The following is a 16,651-nucleotide window of genomic DNA, read 5'->3' as shown; positions in this document are numbered from 1 at the left end:
CGGGCGCCCCTCACCGGTCCACGGTCGCCGAGAGCAGTCCGCGCAGGGTGTGCGCCGCCTCCGCCGCCCGCTGCTCGGACAGCACGCCGGCCGATGCCTCCTGCACGTAGAAGACGTCGACGGCCTGCGGGCCGAGGGTCGAGATGTGCGCCGAGCGCACGGAGATGTCGAGCTCGGCGAGCGCCCGGCACACCAGGGCGACGACGCCCGGTCGGTCGTCGGTCCGCACCTCGAGCACCGTCGCGCGCCGCGACGCCTCCGGGCGCACGACGACCGACGGCTCCCGCGTCGACCGCACCATGCGGGCGATGCGGTCGCGCGGGTCGAGGCGCGCGTCGACGATGGCCGCCACCCGCTCGCGCAGCACCGCGGCGGCCACCTCGCGCTCCCCCGTCTCCCACACCGACACGGCGTACGGGCCCTGCGACCAGGCGCGCGCCGCCCGCACGGTGATCCGCTGCACGGCGAGCGCCGCGGCCACGTCGGCGAGCACCCCGTTGCGGTCCGCGGCGAGCGTCGTGATGCGCGAGCCGTCGACCGTCTCCTCCACGGTGACCGCGACGGCGCGGGGGTCGCGGCGTACCTCCGCGGGGACCTCCAGCTCCACCTCCCCGGCGACCGGGGCGGCCGCGCCGGTCGCGCGGGCGAGCAGGGAGGCGAGGGTACGGCGCGCCAGCTGCCGCACCAGGCCGGCGCGCCAGCTGGACCAGGCCTTGGCGGAGGCCGCACGGCAGTCGGCCTCGGTGAGCGCCACGAGCAGCGAGAGCGCCTCCGGGGTGGTCACGTGCCGCGCGACGAGCTCGACCGTCGCCGGGTCGTCGGGGTCGCGGGTGGTGGCCGTCTCCGACAGGAGGAGGTGCCAGCGCACCAGGTCGCCGACGAGGTCGACCTCGTCGGGCGCGAAGCCCATCCGGGCCGCGACCTCACGGGCGATCGGCTCGCCGGCGACGCTGTGGTCGACGAGCCCGCCCTTGCCGATGTCGTGGAGCAGCGCCGCGACCATGAGCACGTCGGGCCGGGCGACGGTGCGGATGAGCGCCGCGGCCTCGATGCAGGTCTCGACCACGTGCCGGTCGACGGTGAAGCGGTGGATCACCGAGGCGTGCGGCAGGCCGTGCACCCGCGACCACTCCGGCAGGAGGCGCTCGGCGACGCCGGTCTCCTCGAGGGTGCTCCAGACGTCGAGCAGCCCTCGGCCCGAGGCCAGCAGCCGCACGAAGAGCTGGCGCGCCTCGGCCGGCCACGGCACCGGCAGCGGAGCCGACTCGGCGCCGAGACGGGCCGCGGTCGCCGGCGCCAGCAGCACGTCGCGCTCGGCCGCCTCCGCCGCCGCCCGCAGCACGAGCAGCGGATCAGCGGACGGACGCGCCCCCTTCTCCAGCACGATCTCCCCGGCCGCCAGCGCCACCCCGGGCGCGACCCGCTCCAGCTGGGGACGGCGGGGGCGCGTGGGCACACGCTCCTGGGCCAGCACGGCGTCGACGCGCCGCCAGGTCGTGCGCGAGATGTGGTCGATGCGGCGTCCGATGCCCCGCACGTGCCCCTGGGCCGCGACCGCGTCCGCGAGGCCCAGGCGCGCCGCGAGCTCGTCCCACAGCTCGGGGGCGACCCGGTCGGTGGCCCGCCCGGCCGCGGCCTGCAGGTGGTCGCGCACGTCGAGCAGCGCCCGGCGGCTCTGGTCGAGGTCGGTGTGGGGGATGTCGACGAGCCACGTCGCCACCAGTGCCTTGAGCACGGTGGCGTCGCGGAGGCCGCCCTCCGCCTCCTTGAGGTCGGGCACCGACACGTGGGCCAGCTCCCCCACGAGGTCGTGGCGCGCCCGGGTCAGCGCACGCAGGCCGGGCAGTCGTCGCCGGGCGTCGCGCCGCCACGCGGCGAACAGCTGCGCCCGCAACCGCAGCGTCACGTTGGGGTCGCCCGCGAGGTGCCGCGCGTCGAGCAGCCCCAGGGCGACCTTGAGGTCGTCGGCCGCCGCGGTGAGCGTCTCGTCGACGGTCCGCACGGCGTGGTCGACCTTGAACCCGCCGTCCCACAGCGGGTACCAGAGCCCCCCGGCCAGCGCCTCCACGTCGACGCCGGCGTCGTGCACCAGCAGGAGGTCGAGGTCCGAGTACGGCGCGAGCTCGCGCCGCCCGTAGCCCCCGACCGCGACGAGCGCGACCCCCACCTCGGGGCCGCCCCCCGCGTCGTACGCCGCCGTGCACGCCGCGTCGGCCACCGCCGTCCGCTCGCTCCGCTCCGTTGCGCTCACGTGCTGCTCCCTCCCGGACACGCACGACGCCCGGCCGCTCCGAGGCGGCCGGGCGTCGCGGTGACGTCGTCGGCGGCGTCGTGGATCAGGGGTCGGTCAGATCGCCGAGGCGTCGCGGTCGCCGGTGCGGACCCGCACGACCGTGTCGATGCCGGAGACCCACACCTTGCCGTCGCCGATGCGACCGGTCTGCGCGGTCTTGACGATGATGCCGACGATGTCGTCGGCGTCGCCGTCCTCGACCACGATCTCGATGCGGATCTTGGGGACGAGCGCGATGTCGTACTCCGCGCCGCGGTAGACCTCCGTGTGGCCCTTCTGCCGGCCGTAGCCGCTGACCTCGCTGACGGTCATGCCGGTGACCCCGAAGGTCTCCAGCGCCTCGCGCACGTCCTCCCACTTGTGGGGCTTGATGACTGCGGTGACGAGCTTCATGTTCACACTCCCTCGGAAACGTGCGTGGACCCTGCCAGGTGCTTGGAACCGCCGAGACCACCGCTGCGGGCGCCGACGAGATCGTAGGCCGACTCACCGTGCTCGACGCCGTCGATGCCCTCGACCTCGTCGTCCTCGTGGACCCGCAGGCCGACGATCGCCTTGACGACCAGGCCGACGACCAGCGTGGCCACGGCGGACCACAGGACGGCGAAGAGCGCGACCGCGGCCTGCACGACGAGCAGCTTCGGGCTGTGCCCGTAGGCGATGCCGCCCGAGGTGCTGAGCACGCCGATCGCGACGGTGCCGATGAGGCCGCCGACGAGGTGGACGCCGACGACGTCGAGCGAGTCGTCGTAGTTCCAGCGGTACTTGAGGCCGACCGCCAGCGCACACGCCACACCGGCCACGATGCCGAGGGCGATCGCACCCAGCGGCGAGAGCGCACCACAGGCGGGGGTGATGGCGACGAGGCCGGCGACGACGCCGGACGCGGCGCCGAGCGACGTGGCGTGACCGTCGCGGATCTTCTCCACGACGAGCCAGCCGACGATCGCGGCGCAGGTGGCGACGGTCGTGTTGAGCCACACCAGGCTGGTCTCGTCGAGCCAGTACTGACCCATCGCGTCGCCGGTGAGGTCGCCGGGCACCCACGAGCCGACGTTGAAGCCGAACCAGCCGAACCACAGCAGGCCGGCACCGAGCATGGTCAGCGTCAGGTTGTGCGGCTTCATCGGCTCCTTGCCGAAGCCGATGCGCCGGCCGAGGAGCAGCGCGAGCACGAGGCCGGCCACGCCGGCGTTGATGTGCACCACCGTGCCGCCCGCGTAGTCCACCGGGGCGACGGCCGCACCGCCGTCACCGGAGAAGACCAGGTCCGCCAGACCGTTCTGCGCACCGCTCAGGAAGCCACCGCCCCACACCATGTGCGCGAGCGGGAAGTAGGAGAGCGTCACCCACAGCGGCACGAACAGCAGCCACGCCGAGAACTTGAGGCGGTCCGCCACGGCACCGCTGATGAGGGCGGCCGTGATGACGGCGAAGGTGAGCTGGAAACCGACGGTGAGGTACGTCGCTCCCTCCACGTTGCGCAGACCGAACAGCTCGAACGGGTTGCTGAACAGCAGCGCGACGTCCTGGGTGCCGTAGGTCATCGACCAGCCCCACAGCACGTAGACGAGGCCCACGACGCCCGCGGCCGAGAACGACATCATCATCATGTTGAGGACCGACTTGGACCGGCTCATGCCCCCGTAGAACAGGGCGAGGGCCGGCGTCGTCATCAGAAGCACCAGCGATGCCGAGGCCAACATCCAGGCCTGGAGCGCGTACTCCATGGAAACTCCCGTCGTCGTACGTCGTCCTGCCCGTCCGCGACGGCGGTGTGCGGCGCACGGGAGGACCGGTGCAGGCAACCATCGAGTCCCGAGGTTTCCTCGCCGACCTCACCTTGTTTCGCGCGGGAAACACGTCCGGACGCTTTGTTACGTTCCGGTGAACCGCGCGGTCGACGCTCAGCCGTTCGGCGGAGCGCTCGCCTCGGCCTCATCCATCGCCGCCAGGACGCGGTCGACGAAGAACGGGGTCAGCGTGCGCACGAAGGTCGCGGTCATGTGGGTGAAGTCCCGGTAGACCGCGACGTTGCCGATGACCGGGGAGCAGGACCGCTCGGTGCACTGCAGGTCGCGGAGGCTGACGAGCGCGCTGCCCGGCGTCTGCTCGACGGCGGGCGCGATCGCGTCGTAGCCCGCGAACGCGCGCGACGGCGGCTGCGCGCACTCGGTGACGGCGGCGAGGCCCTCGCGCTCGACGCACTGCACGACGTCCTTGTCCATCATCGGGTTGTCCTGGATCGCGACGACGACCGCGCCCCGCGCGATCTGCGACTCCCAGGCCTCGCGCAGCCCGCGCACCGTCGTCTCCTCCGGCGTCTCCCCGTCGACGGGCTCGGCGAGGAAGCCGGACTGGAGGCTCGTCGTGATGATGAGGTCGTAGGGCTCGGAGTCGGCGAGCAGGTCGGCGACGTTCCGCTTCCACTCGTTGCACTCGTCGCGCCGCGCCCCGACGCTGTTGCCCTGGGGCACCGTGCTCCAGGAGCACCCCGCGCGGCCCGTCACGTCGATCTGCCACCCGAGCTCGGAGTACATCTCCTCGTAGGCCGGCAGGAACACGTTGTTGTGGGAGTCCCCCACCGCCAGCACCCGGAGCGGCTCGGCGTCAGCGGGGGGCTCCGGGGTGTCGTCCCGCAGCGGCAGGCTGCAGACCTGCGGGTCGCTCACCCCGTACGGCGCCCAGCAGCGCCCGTCGTTGTAGTCGTCGCGCCCGGCGACGGACGGGTCGGGCACGATGACGGTGCCGAAGTCGCCGCAGTCGTCGTTGACCAGCTGGCCCGCGCCGAGGCAGCGGAAGTCCGCGCTGGCGAGGAGCGCGTTCGCCTCCGCGATGAGCTCGTCCTGGCGGTGCTCGGCGTAGCGGATCCCGCCGAACGCCGACCCGGCCACGACGCACGTGACCGCGAGCATCCACGCCCCGACGGCGCGGGCGGACCGCCCGCCGCCGAGCAGGCGCGGAGAGAACCGCACCGGGTCCTCGATGAAGCGCGTCGAGATCCACGCGAGCAGCACCGTGACGACGGCGATCCCCAGCTTGTCCACGGTGCGCAGCGGCTGCTCGGTCACGAACGGCACGAGCACGATGAGCGGCCAGTGCCACAGGTAGATCGCGTAGGACAGGTCACCGATCCAGGTGACCGGGCGGAACCGGCTCGCGAGCGCGACCGGACCCGCGTCGGCCGCCGCCAGGAGGGCCACGGTGCCGAGGACGGGCAGGGCCGCGGCGTACCCCGGGAACGCCGTCTCCCCCGTGTAGGTGACGACGGTGACGAGCACGGCGGCCGCGCCCGCCCAGCCGAGCACCTCACGCGTCCAGCGCGGCAGCCGCGGCGCGAGCGCGGCGAGGAGCACGCCCGCGAGGAACTCCCAGGCGCGCGTCCAGGTCGAGAAGTAGGCGATGCCCGGCTCGGCGGTGGTGAGGTGGATCGAGTACGCGAGGCTGGCGCTCGCGAGCACTGCGAGCACGGGCACCACGACGACGCGGCGGGGCCGGCGGCTGCCACCCTCGCCACCCTCGCCACCCTCGCCGCCGCGGCGGCGGAGCAGCAGGGCCAGCGCCGCCAGGATGAGGGGCAGCAGGATGTAGAACTGCTCCTCGGTCGACAGCGTCCAGTAGTGCTGGATGGGCGACGGTGCGTCACCGGCCGCCAGGTAGTCGACCGCCTCGTTGGCGAGCACCCAGTTCTGGACGTAGAAGGCCGAGCCCACGACCTCCTTCAGCACGCCGGTGCGCTCGCTCAGCGGCATCACGACGTGGGCGGCGACCGTCACCACGAGCAGCACCAGCAGCGAGGCGGGAAGCAGGCGCTTGGCCCGCCGGGCCCAGAACCGGCCCAACCGGATGCGCCCCGTGGACTCGAGCTCCCTGAGCAGGTGGGACCCGATGAGGAAGCCGGAGATGACGAAGAAGACGTCCACCCCGACGAAACCGCCGGTGAGACGGTTCGGCCACAGGTGGTAGAGCAGGACCGACCCGACCGCGACCGTCCGCAGGCCCTGGATGTCCGGCCGGAGGTCACCGGGGGCCGGTGCCGCCGCACCGGGCTTGAGCGGGGCGGGCGCGCGGTGGGCGCCGCGCGGGCTGCCCCCGGAGGTGGTCGCCACCAGGGTCAGCCCAGCAGGGCGTCGACGAACGCGCCGGCGTCGAACGGCGCCAGGTCGTCCGGGCCCTCGCCCAGGCCGACGAGCTTCACGGGCACGCCCAGCTCGCGCTGGACCGCCACGACGATGCCGCCCTTGGCGGAGCCGTCGAGCTTGGTGAGCACGATGCCGGTCACGTCGACGACCTCGCTGAAGACGCGGGCCTGCACCATGCCGTTCTGGCCGGTGGTCGCGTCGAGCACGAGGAGCACCTCCGTGACCTCGGCCTGCTTCTCGATGACGCGCTTGACCTTGCCGAGCTCGTCCATGAGGCCGGCCTTGTTCTGCAGGCGGCCCGCGGTGTCGACCAGCACGGTGTCCACACAGTCGGCGATGCCCTGCTTCACCGCCTCGAAGCCGACGCTCGCCGGGTCGGAGCCCTCCGGACCGCGGACGACCGGAACGCCGACGCGCTCGCCCCAGGTCGCCAGCTGCTCGACGGCGGCCGCACGGAACGTGTCCGCCGCACCCAGCACCACGCTGCGGTCCTGGGCCACGAGGATGCGCGAGATCTTGCCGACCGTCGTGGTCTTGCCGGCGCCGTTGACGCCGACGACCAGGACCACGCCGGGCTTGCCGTCCGCGCCACTGACCTTCAGGGTGCGGTCCATCGTCGGGTCGACGAGGGTGACGAGCTCCTCGCGCAGGACGGCGCGCACGTCCGTGGCGCCTCCCTCCACGCGCAGCCGCGTGCGGAGGTTGTCGACGAGCTGCTGGGTGGGCGCCACACCGATGTCGGCCGTGAGCAGCGTGTCCTCGATGTCCTCCCACGCGTCCTCGTCGAGACGGTCGCGCGACAGGATCGCGAGCAGCCCGCGGCCGAGGCCGCCCTGGGAGCGGGAGAGGCGCTGGCGCAGGCGCACGAGGCGCGACTGGGTGCCCTCGGGGCGATCGAGCTCGGGCGCCGGAGTCGGCGGCTCCTCGATCGTGACGGGGCCTTCGGGGACCTCGGTGAGGGTGCCCGTCCCGCCCGCGGGGACGTCCTCGCCGTCGCGGTCGCCGTCGCGGTCGCCGGGGCGGCGCTCGTCGACCGGACGCTCCGGCGCCAACAACCCGCCGGCACGGTCCTCCGGGGCCTCGACGGGCGGCGCGCCGCGTCGGCGACCAGCCGTCGCGACGAGTCCGACGATGGCGACGACGGCCAGGACGCCGATGCCGATGACGAGGTAGAGCCACTCACCCATGGGCGCAATCCAATCATCCGCGAGCAGTCCGACCGGCATCCGCGCGAACGCGGCGGGGCGTGGCGCGCTCCGGACCCCAGGAGGGGTCGGGGCTCGCAATTGGCTTGGACAGATCCGGCACGTCGACCGCCGCGCCAGCACCCGCGCGCGCCGTGATGAGGGCCGATCGAGTGCCGATCGACGCTGTTCGACCTGTTCCGCGTGGGATCGAGGGCGGATCGAGTGCGGCGCCCGTGCCGGATGTGTCCAAGCTGTTCGGGACCGTGGGGGACATCCCTGCCGCGCCTGAGCCCGTCGGCCATCCCCAGGTGGCCCCGACAGGTCGGCCGTCCCCAGGGTGGGCCGAGCGAGGCCGGCGGGCGACCTTCCCGGGCAGGCTCGTCCCATGAGCCCTCGGGACCCCGTGCTGCCGCCCACCCGCTACAAGCGCCACTACCGGAGCAACCATCCCGGGCGCGCGCCCGGCCGCACCATGAAGGGGGCGACGGCGGCACTGTCAGCCATCTACTGCGCTGCGGAACGGTGCGATCGCGACGGATGGGAGCGCACGCGGCTGGCGGACGTCGCGGGTGACGTCGGGATCGCCCGGGGGTCGCTGCACCGCTACTTCCCGACGAAGGACGCCCTGGGGCTCGCCGTCGTCGAGCACGGCTCGGCGCAGTGGGCAGCGGCCGCTCGCGACGCCCGTGACGCGAGCCGGGTGTCGGCGGACCCACCGGAGGGACTGCTCGATCCCTTCCAGTGGTCGGCACGGACGACCATGCGGGCCGAGGCGCCGCGACGGCTCGGCGCTGTCCTCGTCGATGCGGCACGTCACCACGCGACGGTGCGGGTCGTCACCACCCTGGCGGCCACTCTCGGCGCCAGCTCCCACGCGGACGAGGTGCGCGACCTGGTCGCGTCCGCCGACGCGGAGGTCGCGGAGGCCATCGAGCAGGCAGCGGACCTGGCCTTCCGTGCGGCCGTGGCACGAGAACGAGGCGCACTGCGCGGTCACACCACCGACGGCACCAGCCGCTCGACCGACGGAGACGACGAGGCGTGGGCCGCGAGGAGTCCGGGCCGGGCGCACCCCGATCCCGACTTGCAGCTCGCCCTCGCTCGCGTCCTGCGCAGCGCAGCGGCCGAGGTGCGGGACGAGACGGCTGTCGCCGCCTTCAGCCGCCTTGCCTCGGTCGCCGTCGGCTGACCGGTCGCCCCGACGTCAGCGACGCAGGTGGACGTCCTCGTCCTCGCGGATCACCGGGAGGCTCGGCACCGAGCCGCGCAGTCGCTGCACCCAGCGGTTCTCGCTCCCCTCGGCCTCGGCCGAGGTGCTCGCCGCGACGGCGACGACGACGCCGGCCACGACGAGGACGAGGAAGAGGGACAGCCAGACGACGAGCACAGGGGCCTCCGAGAGGTGGGACGGGAAGGAACGCAGGGCTGAACCACACGTCTGCGATTCAGGGTGCCACCTCCACCCAAGCGGCGACGAAACCGCGCGACCGTCCCGGGTCCCGGCCCGGCCTCAGCCCCGGAGCAGGGGCTCCACCGCGGCCCGGACGGCGGCCGGGAGCGGGGCGACGGGCCGGTCGCCGGGGCCACCGGTGTTGTCGACGTAGACGTGGACGAAGCGCCCCTCGGCGGCCGCCTCCTCGTCGGGTCCCCCGTCGGGTCCTTGGAAGAGCCCGATGCGGTAGATCACCGACGACGTGCCCACGCGGTCCACGACCAGGCCCATGTCGATGGGGGCGGGGAACCCGATCTCGCGGAAGTAGCGGCACGAGGTCTCGGCGACGATCCCGATCTGCGGCTGGGCGCGCACGTCCAGCCCGGTCGCCTCGTAGAGGTGGGCGTTGACGGCGGTGTCGAACAGCTCGTAGTAGGTCGCGTTGTTGAGGTGGCCGTAGGCGTCGTCGTCCCGCCACCGGGTGGTGGCCCGGCGCCAGACGGCGAAGTCGGAGCGGCGGGGTCGGGGTGGGCGGTCGCTCATGCGGGTTCCTCCTCGCGGGAGCCCTCCCGCAGTCGCTGGCTGATCACGGTGGAGACGCCGTCACCGCGCATCGTGACGCCGTACAACGCGTCGCCGACCTCCATCGTGCGCTTCTGGTGGGTGATGACGAGGAGCTGCGAGCTCTCCCGGAGCTCCTCGTAGATCTCGAGCAGGCGCCCGAGGTTGGTGTCGTCGAGGGCCGCCTCCACCTCGTCGAGGATGTAGAACGGCGAGGGCCGCGCCTTGAAGAGCGCCACCAGGAAGGCGACGGCGACGAGCGAGCGCTCACCGCCCGAGAGCAGCGACAGGCGCTTGACCTTCTTGCCCGGCGGCCGCGCCTCGACCTCCACGCCGGTCGTCAGCATGTCGCTGGGGTCCGTGAGCAGCAGCCGCCCCTCGCCTCCCGGGAACAGCCGCGCGAAGACGTGGTCGAAGGCCGCCTGCACGTCCAACCAGGCCTCGGTGAAGACCTGCTCCACCCGCGCGTCCACCTCGCGGACGATGTCGAGCAGGTCCTTCCGCGTGCGACGCAGGTCCTCGAGCTGCTCCGTGAGGAACTGGTGACGCTCCTCCAGCGCGGCGAACTCCTCGAGCGCCAGCGGGTTCACCTTGCCGAGCTGCGCCAGGGCGCGCTCGGCCGTGCGCAGCCGCTTGGCCTGCTCCTCGCGGTCGTACGGCGCGTGCCCCTCCTCGAGCGGCACGGGCACGTCGGGTCCGTACTCCGCCACCAGCACCTCGGGATCCGTGCCGAGCTCCTCGACCGCCCTCGTCTCGAGCTGCTCGATGCGCATCCGCTGCTGGGCGCGCGCCATCTCGTCGCGGTGGACGCTGTCGACCAGCTCGTCGTGCTGACGCCCGAGGTCGCGCAGCGTCGCCCGGACCGCCAGGAGCTGCTCCTCGCGGGAGCGACGCGACTCCTCGACGCGACCCCGCTGGACCGCCGCCTCCGCGACCGAGAGCTCGAGCCACGACAGGGCCACGTCAGCCCCCGTCACCACGGCCTCGGCGGCGGCCGCCTGCCGTCGCAGCCGCTCGCGCCGCTCCGCCGCCCGCGCCCGCGTCTCGCGCTCCTGCCGCGCCTGGCGCAGCAACCCGTCGGCCCGACCCTGGATCGCGCGGCCCCGCTCCTCCGCGGTGCGCAGCGCCAGGCGCGCCTCCATCTCGGCCTGCCGCGCGTCGCGCGCCGCCGCGGCGAGCTCCTCGCGGTCGGTCGTGTCCGGTTCCTCCTCCGGCGCGGACTCGGCGCGCGCGAGACGCTCCTCCAGCTCCGCGAGCCCGGCGATGCCCTCCTCACGGGCCTGCTCCGCGGCCGCGGTGGCGGCACCGAGCCGCTCCGCCTCCCCGGTCGCCGCCCGAGCAGACGACCCGTGCTGGGCGAGCTCCTCGGCCACCGCGGCCAGCGCGGCGTCCGACTCGTGCAGCCGGGCCAGCGCGGCCTCGACCCGCTCGGCCGCGTCCTGCCGCTGCGTCTCCGCGGTCCGCACGGTGAAGGTCAGTCGCTCGACCTCGGCCGTCGCCGCGGTCAGCTGCTCGGTCGCCTCGTCGACGGCGGCCTGCACCTCGAGCAAGCTCGGCTGCGCCTGCGAGCCACCGCTCGCGCGGTCGGCGGCGAGCACGTCCCCGTCCTGCGTCACGACGACGAGCTCCGGGGACGCGGCCAGCAGCGTCCGCGCCGTACGGAGGTCCGCCACCACCGCCACCCGCTCCAGCAGCCGCTGCACGCCCGCCCGCAGGCGGTCGGGCACCTCGACGACGTCGAGCGCGTACGTCGCGTGGCCCGGCAGCGCCGGCCACGTGGCGCGGTCCGACACCCCGGGCGGGGCGGCCCCGTCCGCCTGGGCCACCACGAGCTGGGCGCGGCCTGCGTCGTCGTCCTTCAACAGCTCCATGGCCGCGACGGCCCCGTCGACGCCCTCGACGGCGACGGCGTCGGCGGCCGCACCGAGGGCCGCGGCGACGGCGGTCTCGAAGCCGTGGCGCACCGCCAGGAGCTCGGCGGTCGACCCGAGCACGACCCCGAGCCGGTCACCGGCCGCGAGCAACGCGCCCGCGGCGTCCTTGCGGGTGAGTCCGAGCTCGAGGGCCTCCTTGCGGGCGGCGAGCGCCGAGCGACGCCGCTCCGCCTCCTGCAGCGCGGTCCGCGCGCCCGCGATCTGCTCCTCCAGGTCGTCGAGCGCATCGGCGGCCGCCTCGTGCTCCGCGTCGAGGCCCTCCTCGCCCGCGTCGAGCCCGGCGACGCGGGTCTCGAGCGCCGTGAAGTCGCGGTGGGCCCGCTCCGCGCGGGCGAGCGCGTCGGCGCGGGCCTGGGTGAGCCGCCCCACCTCGTCCTCGGCCGCGCGGGCCCGGGAGCGGACGGCGTTCACCTGGCCGTGGAGACGAGCCAACCCCTCGCGGCGGTCCGCGGCCGCACGCTGCAGCGCGCTGATCCGCCGCTCCTCCGCGGCGGCTGCCTCCTCGGCGTCCGCCCGACGCTCGACGGCCCGGGCCAGCGCCGCGGCCTTCTCCTCCACCTCGGCCCCGATGCGCTCCTCGTTGGCGCGCACCCGCTCGGCCTCGGCCTCCAGCTGCTCGGGGTCCCGGCCGGACGGGGTGGCGGGTTCGTCGTGCCGCGCGGTGCGCACCCGCTCCGCGGCGAGCGATCGCGTGCCCTGGAGCCGGTCCCGGAGGCCGGACAGCGCGAACCAGGTCTCCTGCGCGGCGGCCAGCGCGGGGAGGTCCTCGCGGAGGGCGGCCTCGACGGCGCCCTCCGACTCCCGCGCCGCGGCGAGCTCGGCGGCGACCGCCTCCCGGCGCTGCACCAGCAGCGACTCGTCGGCCAGCTCCTGGGCGAGCGCGGTGCGTGCGGTCACGATGTCGTCGGCGAGCAGCCGCGCGCGGGCGTCGCGGACGTCCGCCTGCACCGTCTGCGCGCGCCGCGCCACCTCGGCCTGCCTGCCCAGCGGCTTCAGCTGGCGGCGGATCTCGGTGATGAGGTCGGAGAGCCGGTGGAGGTTGCCCTCGGTCGCGTCGAGCTTGCGGAGCGCCTTCTCCTTGCGCTTGCGGTGCTTGAGGACGCCGGCGGCCTCCTCGATGAACCCGCGCCGGTCCTCCGGCGTGGCCCGCAGGATCGAGTCGAGCTGCCCCTGGCCGACGATGACGTGCATCTCGCGCCCGATGCCCGAGTCGCTGAGCAGCTCCTGCACGTCGAGCAGGCGGCAGGCGGTGCCGTTGATGGCGTACTCCGAGCCGCCGTTGCGGAACATCGTGCGGCTGATCGTCACCTCGGCGTACTCGATCGGCAGCGCCCCGTCGGCGTTGTCGATCGTCAGCGCCACCTCGGCGCGACCGAGCGGCGGACGACCGGAGGTGCCGGCGAAGATGACGTCCTCCATCTTGCCGCCGCGGAGGCTCTTGGCTCCCTGCTCGCCCATCACCCAGGCCAGCGCGTCCACCACGTTGGACTTGCCGGAGCCGTTCGGGCCCACGATGCAGGTGATGCCGGGCTCGAGCTGGAGGGTCGTCGCGGACGCGAAGGACTTGAACCCCTTGAGGGTCAGGCTCTTCAGGTACACCCGCGGATCTCCTCGCCGACGCCGGTCGCTCCCGGTAGGTCGGGCCAGGCTAGGCCATGGGAGCCCGCGAGGAGGGGGACCGACTCACTCCCCCGCGTGCGCGATGCGCGGCAGCTGGCGCCAGATGAGGGCCAGGATCAGGGCCGAGCCGGCACACCCGAACCACAGCGTCGCCCGCACGCCGCCGACCTGGGCCAGTGCGCCGCCCAGCACCGCACCCGCCACGAGGCCCGCCTGCATGCCCAGCAGGTAGACGCTGGTGACCCGTCCCTGCATGGCCGCGGGGACCGCCCGCTGGCGCACCGTCGTCGACGTCGTGCCCCACACGGAGGCCTGCACGCCGAAGGCGACGAGCACCGCCATCGCGACCACCGGCCACGTGGTCAGCGCCAGCACCCCGTGGGTCGCGGTCTCGACGAGCAGCCCCACGCGCATCATGGAACCGAGCGCGAAGCGGCGCTCGAGCGCGCCGTACGACAGCGCCCCGACCACGCCACCCACGGCCGCGCACGCGGTGAGCAGGCCGAAGCCGAGCTCGCCGAGGCCGAGGCGGTCCGACGCGTAGACCACGAGCACCGCCCAGGTGGCGCCGAAGGTGACGTTGAAGCAGAGGATGGCGAGCGCCAGCGTGCGGACCGGGGGGTTGCCCGCCAACCAGCGCACCCCCTCGGCCACGTCGCGGCCCACCGAGCGCCGGCCGGGCTCGCGCACGAGGGCGGGGAGCTCGAGCCGGGCCAGCTGCAGCACGACGAACGCCAGGAGCACCGCCTGCGCCGCGACCGGCCACACGGCACCGGCCGCGAAGAGCGCCGCACCGATCGGCGGTCCCGCGAGCTGGTTGATGGTCATCGCGCCGACCATCACCCGCGCGTTGGCGATGCCGAGGTCGCGCTTGGCGACGAGCATCGGCATGAGGGTGGCGCCCGCCGTGTCGCTGAAGCACTCCGCGGCGCCGAGGAGCAGGAGGCTGACGAGCACCCACGTCACGCCCACCCGGTCGGTCGCGAGGGCGACGACGAGCACCGTCACCACCACCACCCGCACGACGTTGGTGACGAGCATGAGGAGGCGCCGGTCCACGCGGTCGGCGACCACGCCGGCGTACAGGCCGAGGACCACCCACGCGGCCCGCGGCGCGGCCGCGCCGAGGGCGATGAGGAAGGGGTCGCTCGTGAGCGAGGCGAGGAGCAGCGGACCGGCCGCGATCATCACGCCGTCGGCGAGGTTGGCGGTCCAGAAGGTGAGGACGAGGCGGCGGAAACCAGGGCCGAGGCGGGCCGGGGCCAGCAGGTTCCAGAGACGGTGCACCGAGATGGGGGACGTGCTGCGGAGCCCCGGTGACCGGGGCTCCGTCCAGCGGCCGTCAGGCCGGCTGCAGGTCCTGCGCGTCCTCGAGGAGCACGGCCGCCTGCGCGGCCGTGAGCCGGTCGTTCTCCGCCTGGAGACGCAGGACGAGCTGCTCGAGGTCGTTCACCCGAGCGCGGAGGCGGGCGTTGTCCACCTCGAGGCGGGCGGGAACCCGCAGGTCGCTGTTCAGGTAGCCGATCAGCGCCTTGGCCATGAAGATCCTCCGGGAGCGTGACGCAGTGGGTGGGTGGGCCCGATCGGGCCGTCGTCTAATGTCTCACCCGGCCGCGCGACGGTCAATCCGACGCGTGGTCCTGCGCGGGACCGGTTGGCAGACCGGGCAGAAGTAGGACGAGCGGTTCATGAACGCGACCCGGCGGATGGCGGTGCCGCAGCGCGGGCACGCCCGCCCCTCCTGCCCGTAGGCCGACAGCGAGCGGTCGAAGTAGCCCGACTCCCCGTTGACGTTGACGTAGAGCGCGTCGAAGGACGTGCCGCCCTGCGCCAGCGCGTCGCTCATGACCGCCCGGGCGTGGTCGAGCAGCTCCTGCACCTGGGCGGCCTTGAGCCGCTCCCCCGGCCGTTCGCCGTGGATCCGCGCCCGCCACAGCGCCTCGTCCGCGTAGATGTTCCCGACCCCCGACACGACGGTCTGGTCCAGCAGGATGCGCTTCACCGCGGACACCCGACGACGTACGGCGCGCACGAACGCCTGGTCGTCGAACGCGGGGTCCAACGGGTCGCGCGCGATGTGGGCCATCTCCGGCGGCAGCTCGGCCCCACCGACGCTGACGGCCACGCCGCCGAACATGCGCTGGTCGACGAACCGCAGCTCGCGACCCTCGGCGGCACCCTCCAGGTGGAACCGCACGCGGAGGTGGCGCTCGTCGGCGGCGTCAGCCGGCTGCACGAGCATCTGGCCGCTCATGCCGAGGTGGGCGGTGAGGGCGTCGCCGTTGTCGAGCGGCAGCCACAGGTACTTGCCGCGCCGGCGCGCGCCGGTGATCCGGCGGTCGAGGAGAGCGGCGGCGAAGCCGGCAGGACCGCCGGGGTCGCGGCGTACCGGCCGGGGGTGGAGCACGTCGACGGCCGTGATGCGCGCACCCACCACGTGGCGCTCGAGCCCGGCCCGGACGACCTCGACCTCAGGGAGCTCCGGCACCGTCGGTGCTCCCGGCGGCGGGGCCCGCGGCAGGCTCCGGGGCAGGCTCGGCGGCGGCCCCGACGGACAGCTCGCCGTAGGCCGTCTGGGCGGCCTGCTGCTCCGCCTCCTTCTTCGAGCGCCCGACGCCGTGGCCGTAGACGCCCTCGCCGACGCGCACCCGCGCCGTGAAGGTCTTGAGGTGGTCGGGGCCCTCGTCGGTGATCAGGTACTCCGGGACGCCGAGGGAGCGCTCGGCGGCGATCTCCTGCAGCGAGGTCTTCCAGTCGAGGCCGGCGCCGAGGGCGGCGGCGGCCTCCATGAGCGGGTCGAACAGCAGGTGCACGACGTCGGCGGCGACGGTGATGCCGCCCGAGAGGTGCACGGCTCCGATGACGGCCTCGAGGCAGTCGGAGAGGATGGAGGCCTTGTCGCGGCCCCCGGTGGCCTCCTCGCCCCGGCCGAGCTTGATGTTCTCGCCCAGACCGATGCCGCGCGCGACCCCCGCGAGGGCGCGGGCGTTCACCACGGCGGCGCGCAGCTTCGCCAGACGCCCCTCCGAGAGGTCGGGGTGCGTCCGGTAGAGCGTCTCGGTCACGACGATGCCGAGCACCGAGTCGCCGAGGAACTCGAGGCGCTCGTTGTGGGGCAGCCCGCCGTTCTCGTACGCGTAGGAGCGGTGCGTCAGAGCGCGCTCGAGCAGCTCGGGGGCCAGCTCGGGGCCCCCGAGCGCTGCTCGGAGCTCGGCGTAGTCAGACAGGGCGAGCGAGGGGTTCAGCGAGTCGCCGGAGGCGCTCAGAGGACCTGGCGACGGCTCGCCTTGGCGCCGTACTGGCCGCAGCTCGCGCACGCACGGTGCGGGAGGTGCTGAGCACCGCAGGCGGGGTTGACACAGGTCACCAGCGACGGCGCGGACGCCTTCCACTGCGAGCGACGGTGGCGCGTGTTGCTGCGCGACATCTTCCGCTTCGGGACAGCCACTTCATTCTCCTCGTTCGTCCGCCGGCCTGGTGCC

14 protein-coding genes are annotated in these 16,651 nt (G+C 74.2%); 1 reads left to right on the top strand and 13 read right to left on the bottom strand.

Annotated features, from left to right (window positions below; genetic code table 11):
- Positions 1-10: 10 nt before the first annotated feature.
- From G3T38_RS17485 to ftsY, 5 genes are all read right to left on the bottom strand, one after another.
- A complete protein-coding gene (locus tag G3T38_RS17485; protein WP_338037738.1) occupies positions 11-2,272 on the bottom strand; it encodes a [protein-PII] uridylyltransferase in 2,262 nt (753 codons plus the stop codon).
- 75 nt (positions 2,273-2,347) lie between these two features.
- A complete protein-coding gene (locus G3T38_RS17480) occupies positions 2,348-2,686 on the bottom strand; it encodes a P-II family nitrogen regulator (protein WP_163773665.1) in 339 nt (112 codons plus the stop codon).
- 2 nt (positions 2,687-2,688) lie between these two features.
- Positions 2,689-4,023: an ammonium transporter gene (locus G3T38_RS17475; protein WP_206675914.1), complete on the bottom strand. Its 1,335-nt coding sequence runs from the start codon at positions 4,021-4,023 to the stop codon at positions 2,689-2,691.
- A 177-nt stretch (positions 4,024-4,200) separates the two neighbouring features.
- Complete coding sequence (locus tag G3T38_RS17470) at positions 4,201-6,402, bottom strand: acyltransferase family protein (RefSeq protein WP_163773663.1); 2,202 nt, start codon at positions 6,400-6,402, stop codon at positions 4,201-4,203.
- A 5-nt stretch (positions 6,403-6,407) separates the two neighbouring features.
- Complete coding sequence (gene ftsY / locus G3T38_RS17465; RefSeq protein ID WP_163773661.1) at positions 6,408-7,622, bottom strand: signal recognition particle-docking protein FtsY; 1,215 nt, start codon at positions 7,620-7,622, stop codon at positions 6,408-6,410.
- Positions 7,623-8,007: 385 nt separating this feature from the next.
- Between ftsY and G3T38_RS17460 the strand changes: the two genes are divergently transcribed.
- Positions 8,008-8,811, top strand: coding sequence for a TetR/AcrR family transcriptional regulator (locus G3T38_RS17460; protein WP_163773660.1), 804 nt, complete (start codon positions 8,008-8,010; stop codon positions 8,809-8,811).
- 15 nt (positions 8,812-8,826) lie between these two features.
- Here G3T38_RS17460 and G3T38_RS17455 read toward each other — a convergent pair whose 3' ends face one another.
- The 8 genes from G3T38_RS17455 to rpmF all read right to left on the bottom strand — a co-directional run bounded on the left by G3T38_RS17455 (position 8,827) and on the right by rpmF (position 16,617).
- Positions 8,827-9,009, bottom strand: a complete 183-nt coding sequence (locus tag G3T38_RS17455; RefSeq protein ID WP_163773659.1) for a hypothetical protein — start codon at positions 9,007-9,009, stop codon at positions 8,827-8,829.
- 123 nt (positions 9,010-9,132) lie between these two features.
- Positions 9,133-9,597 (bottom strand): acyl-CoA thioesterase, encoded by a 465-nt coding sequence (locus G3T38_RS17450; protein WP_163773657.1) that lies wholly within the window; start codon positions 9,595-9,597, stop codon positions 9,133-9,135.
- Complete coding sequence (smc, locus tag G3T38_RS17445) at positions 9,594-13,148, bottom strand: chromosome segregation protein SMC (RefSeq protein WP_163773655.1); 3,555 nt, start codon at positions 13,146-13,148, stop codon at positions 9,594-9,596. Before smc ends, G3T38_RS17450 begins: the two co-directional genes overlap by 4 nt.
- 84 nt (positions 13,149-13,232) lie before the next feature.
- A complete protein-coding gene (locus G3T38_RS17440) occupies positions 13,233-14,456 on the bottom strand; it encodes an MFS transporter (RefSeq protein WP_163773652.1) in 1,224 nt (407 codons plus the stop codon).
- A 55-nt stretch (positions 14,457-14,511) separates the two neighbouring features.
- Positions 14,512-14,709: a hypothetical protein gene (locus G3T38_RS17435; RefSeq protein WP_163773650.1), complete on the bottom strand. Its 198-nt coding sequence runs from the start codon at positions 14,707-14,709 to the stop codon at positions 14,512-14,514.
- 63 nt (positions 14,710-14,772) lie between these two features.
- Positions 14,773-15,657 (bottom strand): bifunctional DNA-formamidopyrimidine glycosylase/DNA-(apurinic or apyrimidinic site) lyase, encoded by an 885-nt coding sequence (gene mutM, locus G3T38_RS17430; RefSeq protein WP_163773648.1) that lies wholly within the window; start codon positions 15,655-15,657, stop codon positions 14,773-14,775.
- Positions 15,641-16,477: a ribonuclease III gene (gene rnc / locus G3T38_RS17425; protein WP_163773737.1), complete on the bottom strand. Its 837-nt coding sequence runs from the start codon at positions 16,475-16,477 to the stop codon at positions 15,641-15,643. The genes mutM and rnc overlap by 17 nt, the downstream gene beginning before the upstream one ends.
- Positions 16,432-16,617: a 50S ribosomal protein L32 gene (rpmF, locus tag G3T38_RS17420; RefSeq protein ID WP_163773647.1), complete on the bottom strand. Its 186-nt coding sequence runs from the start codon at positions 16,615-16,617 to the stop codon at positions 16,432-16,434. Before rpmF ends, rnc begins: the two co-directional genes overlap by 46 nt.
- Positions 16,618-16,651 lie beyond the last annotated feature (34 nt).

The organism is Nocardioides zeae, from assembly GCF_010686755.1.
Classification (GTDB): domain Bacteria; phylum Actinomycetota; class Actinomycetes; order Propionibacteriales; family Nocardioidaceae; genus Nocardioides; species Nocardioides zeae.
The sequence above is the reverse complement of the archived record's forward strand: the minus strand, read 5'-3'. Positions and strand labels throughout refer to the sequence as shown.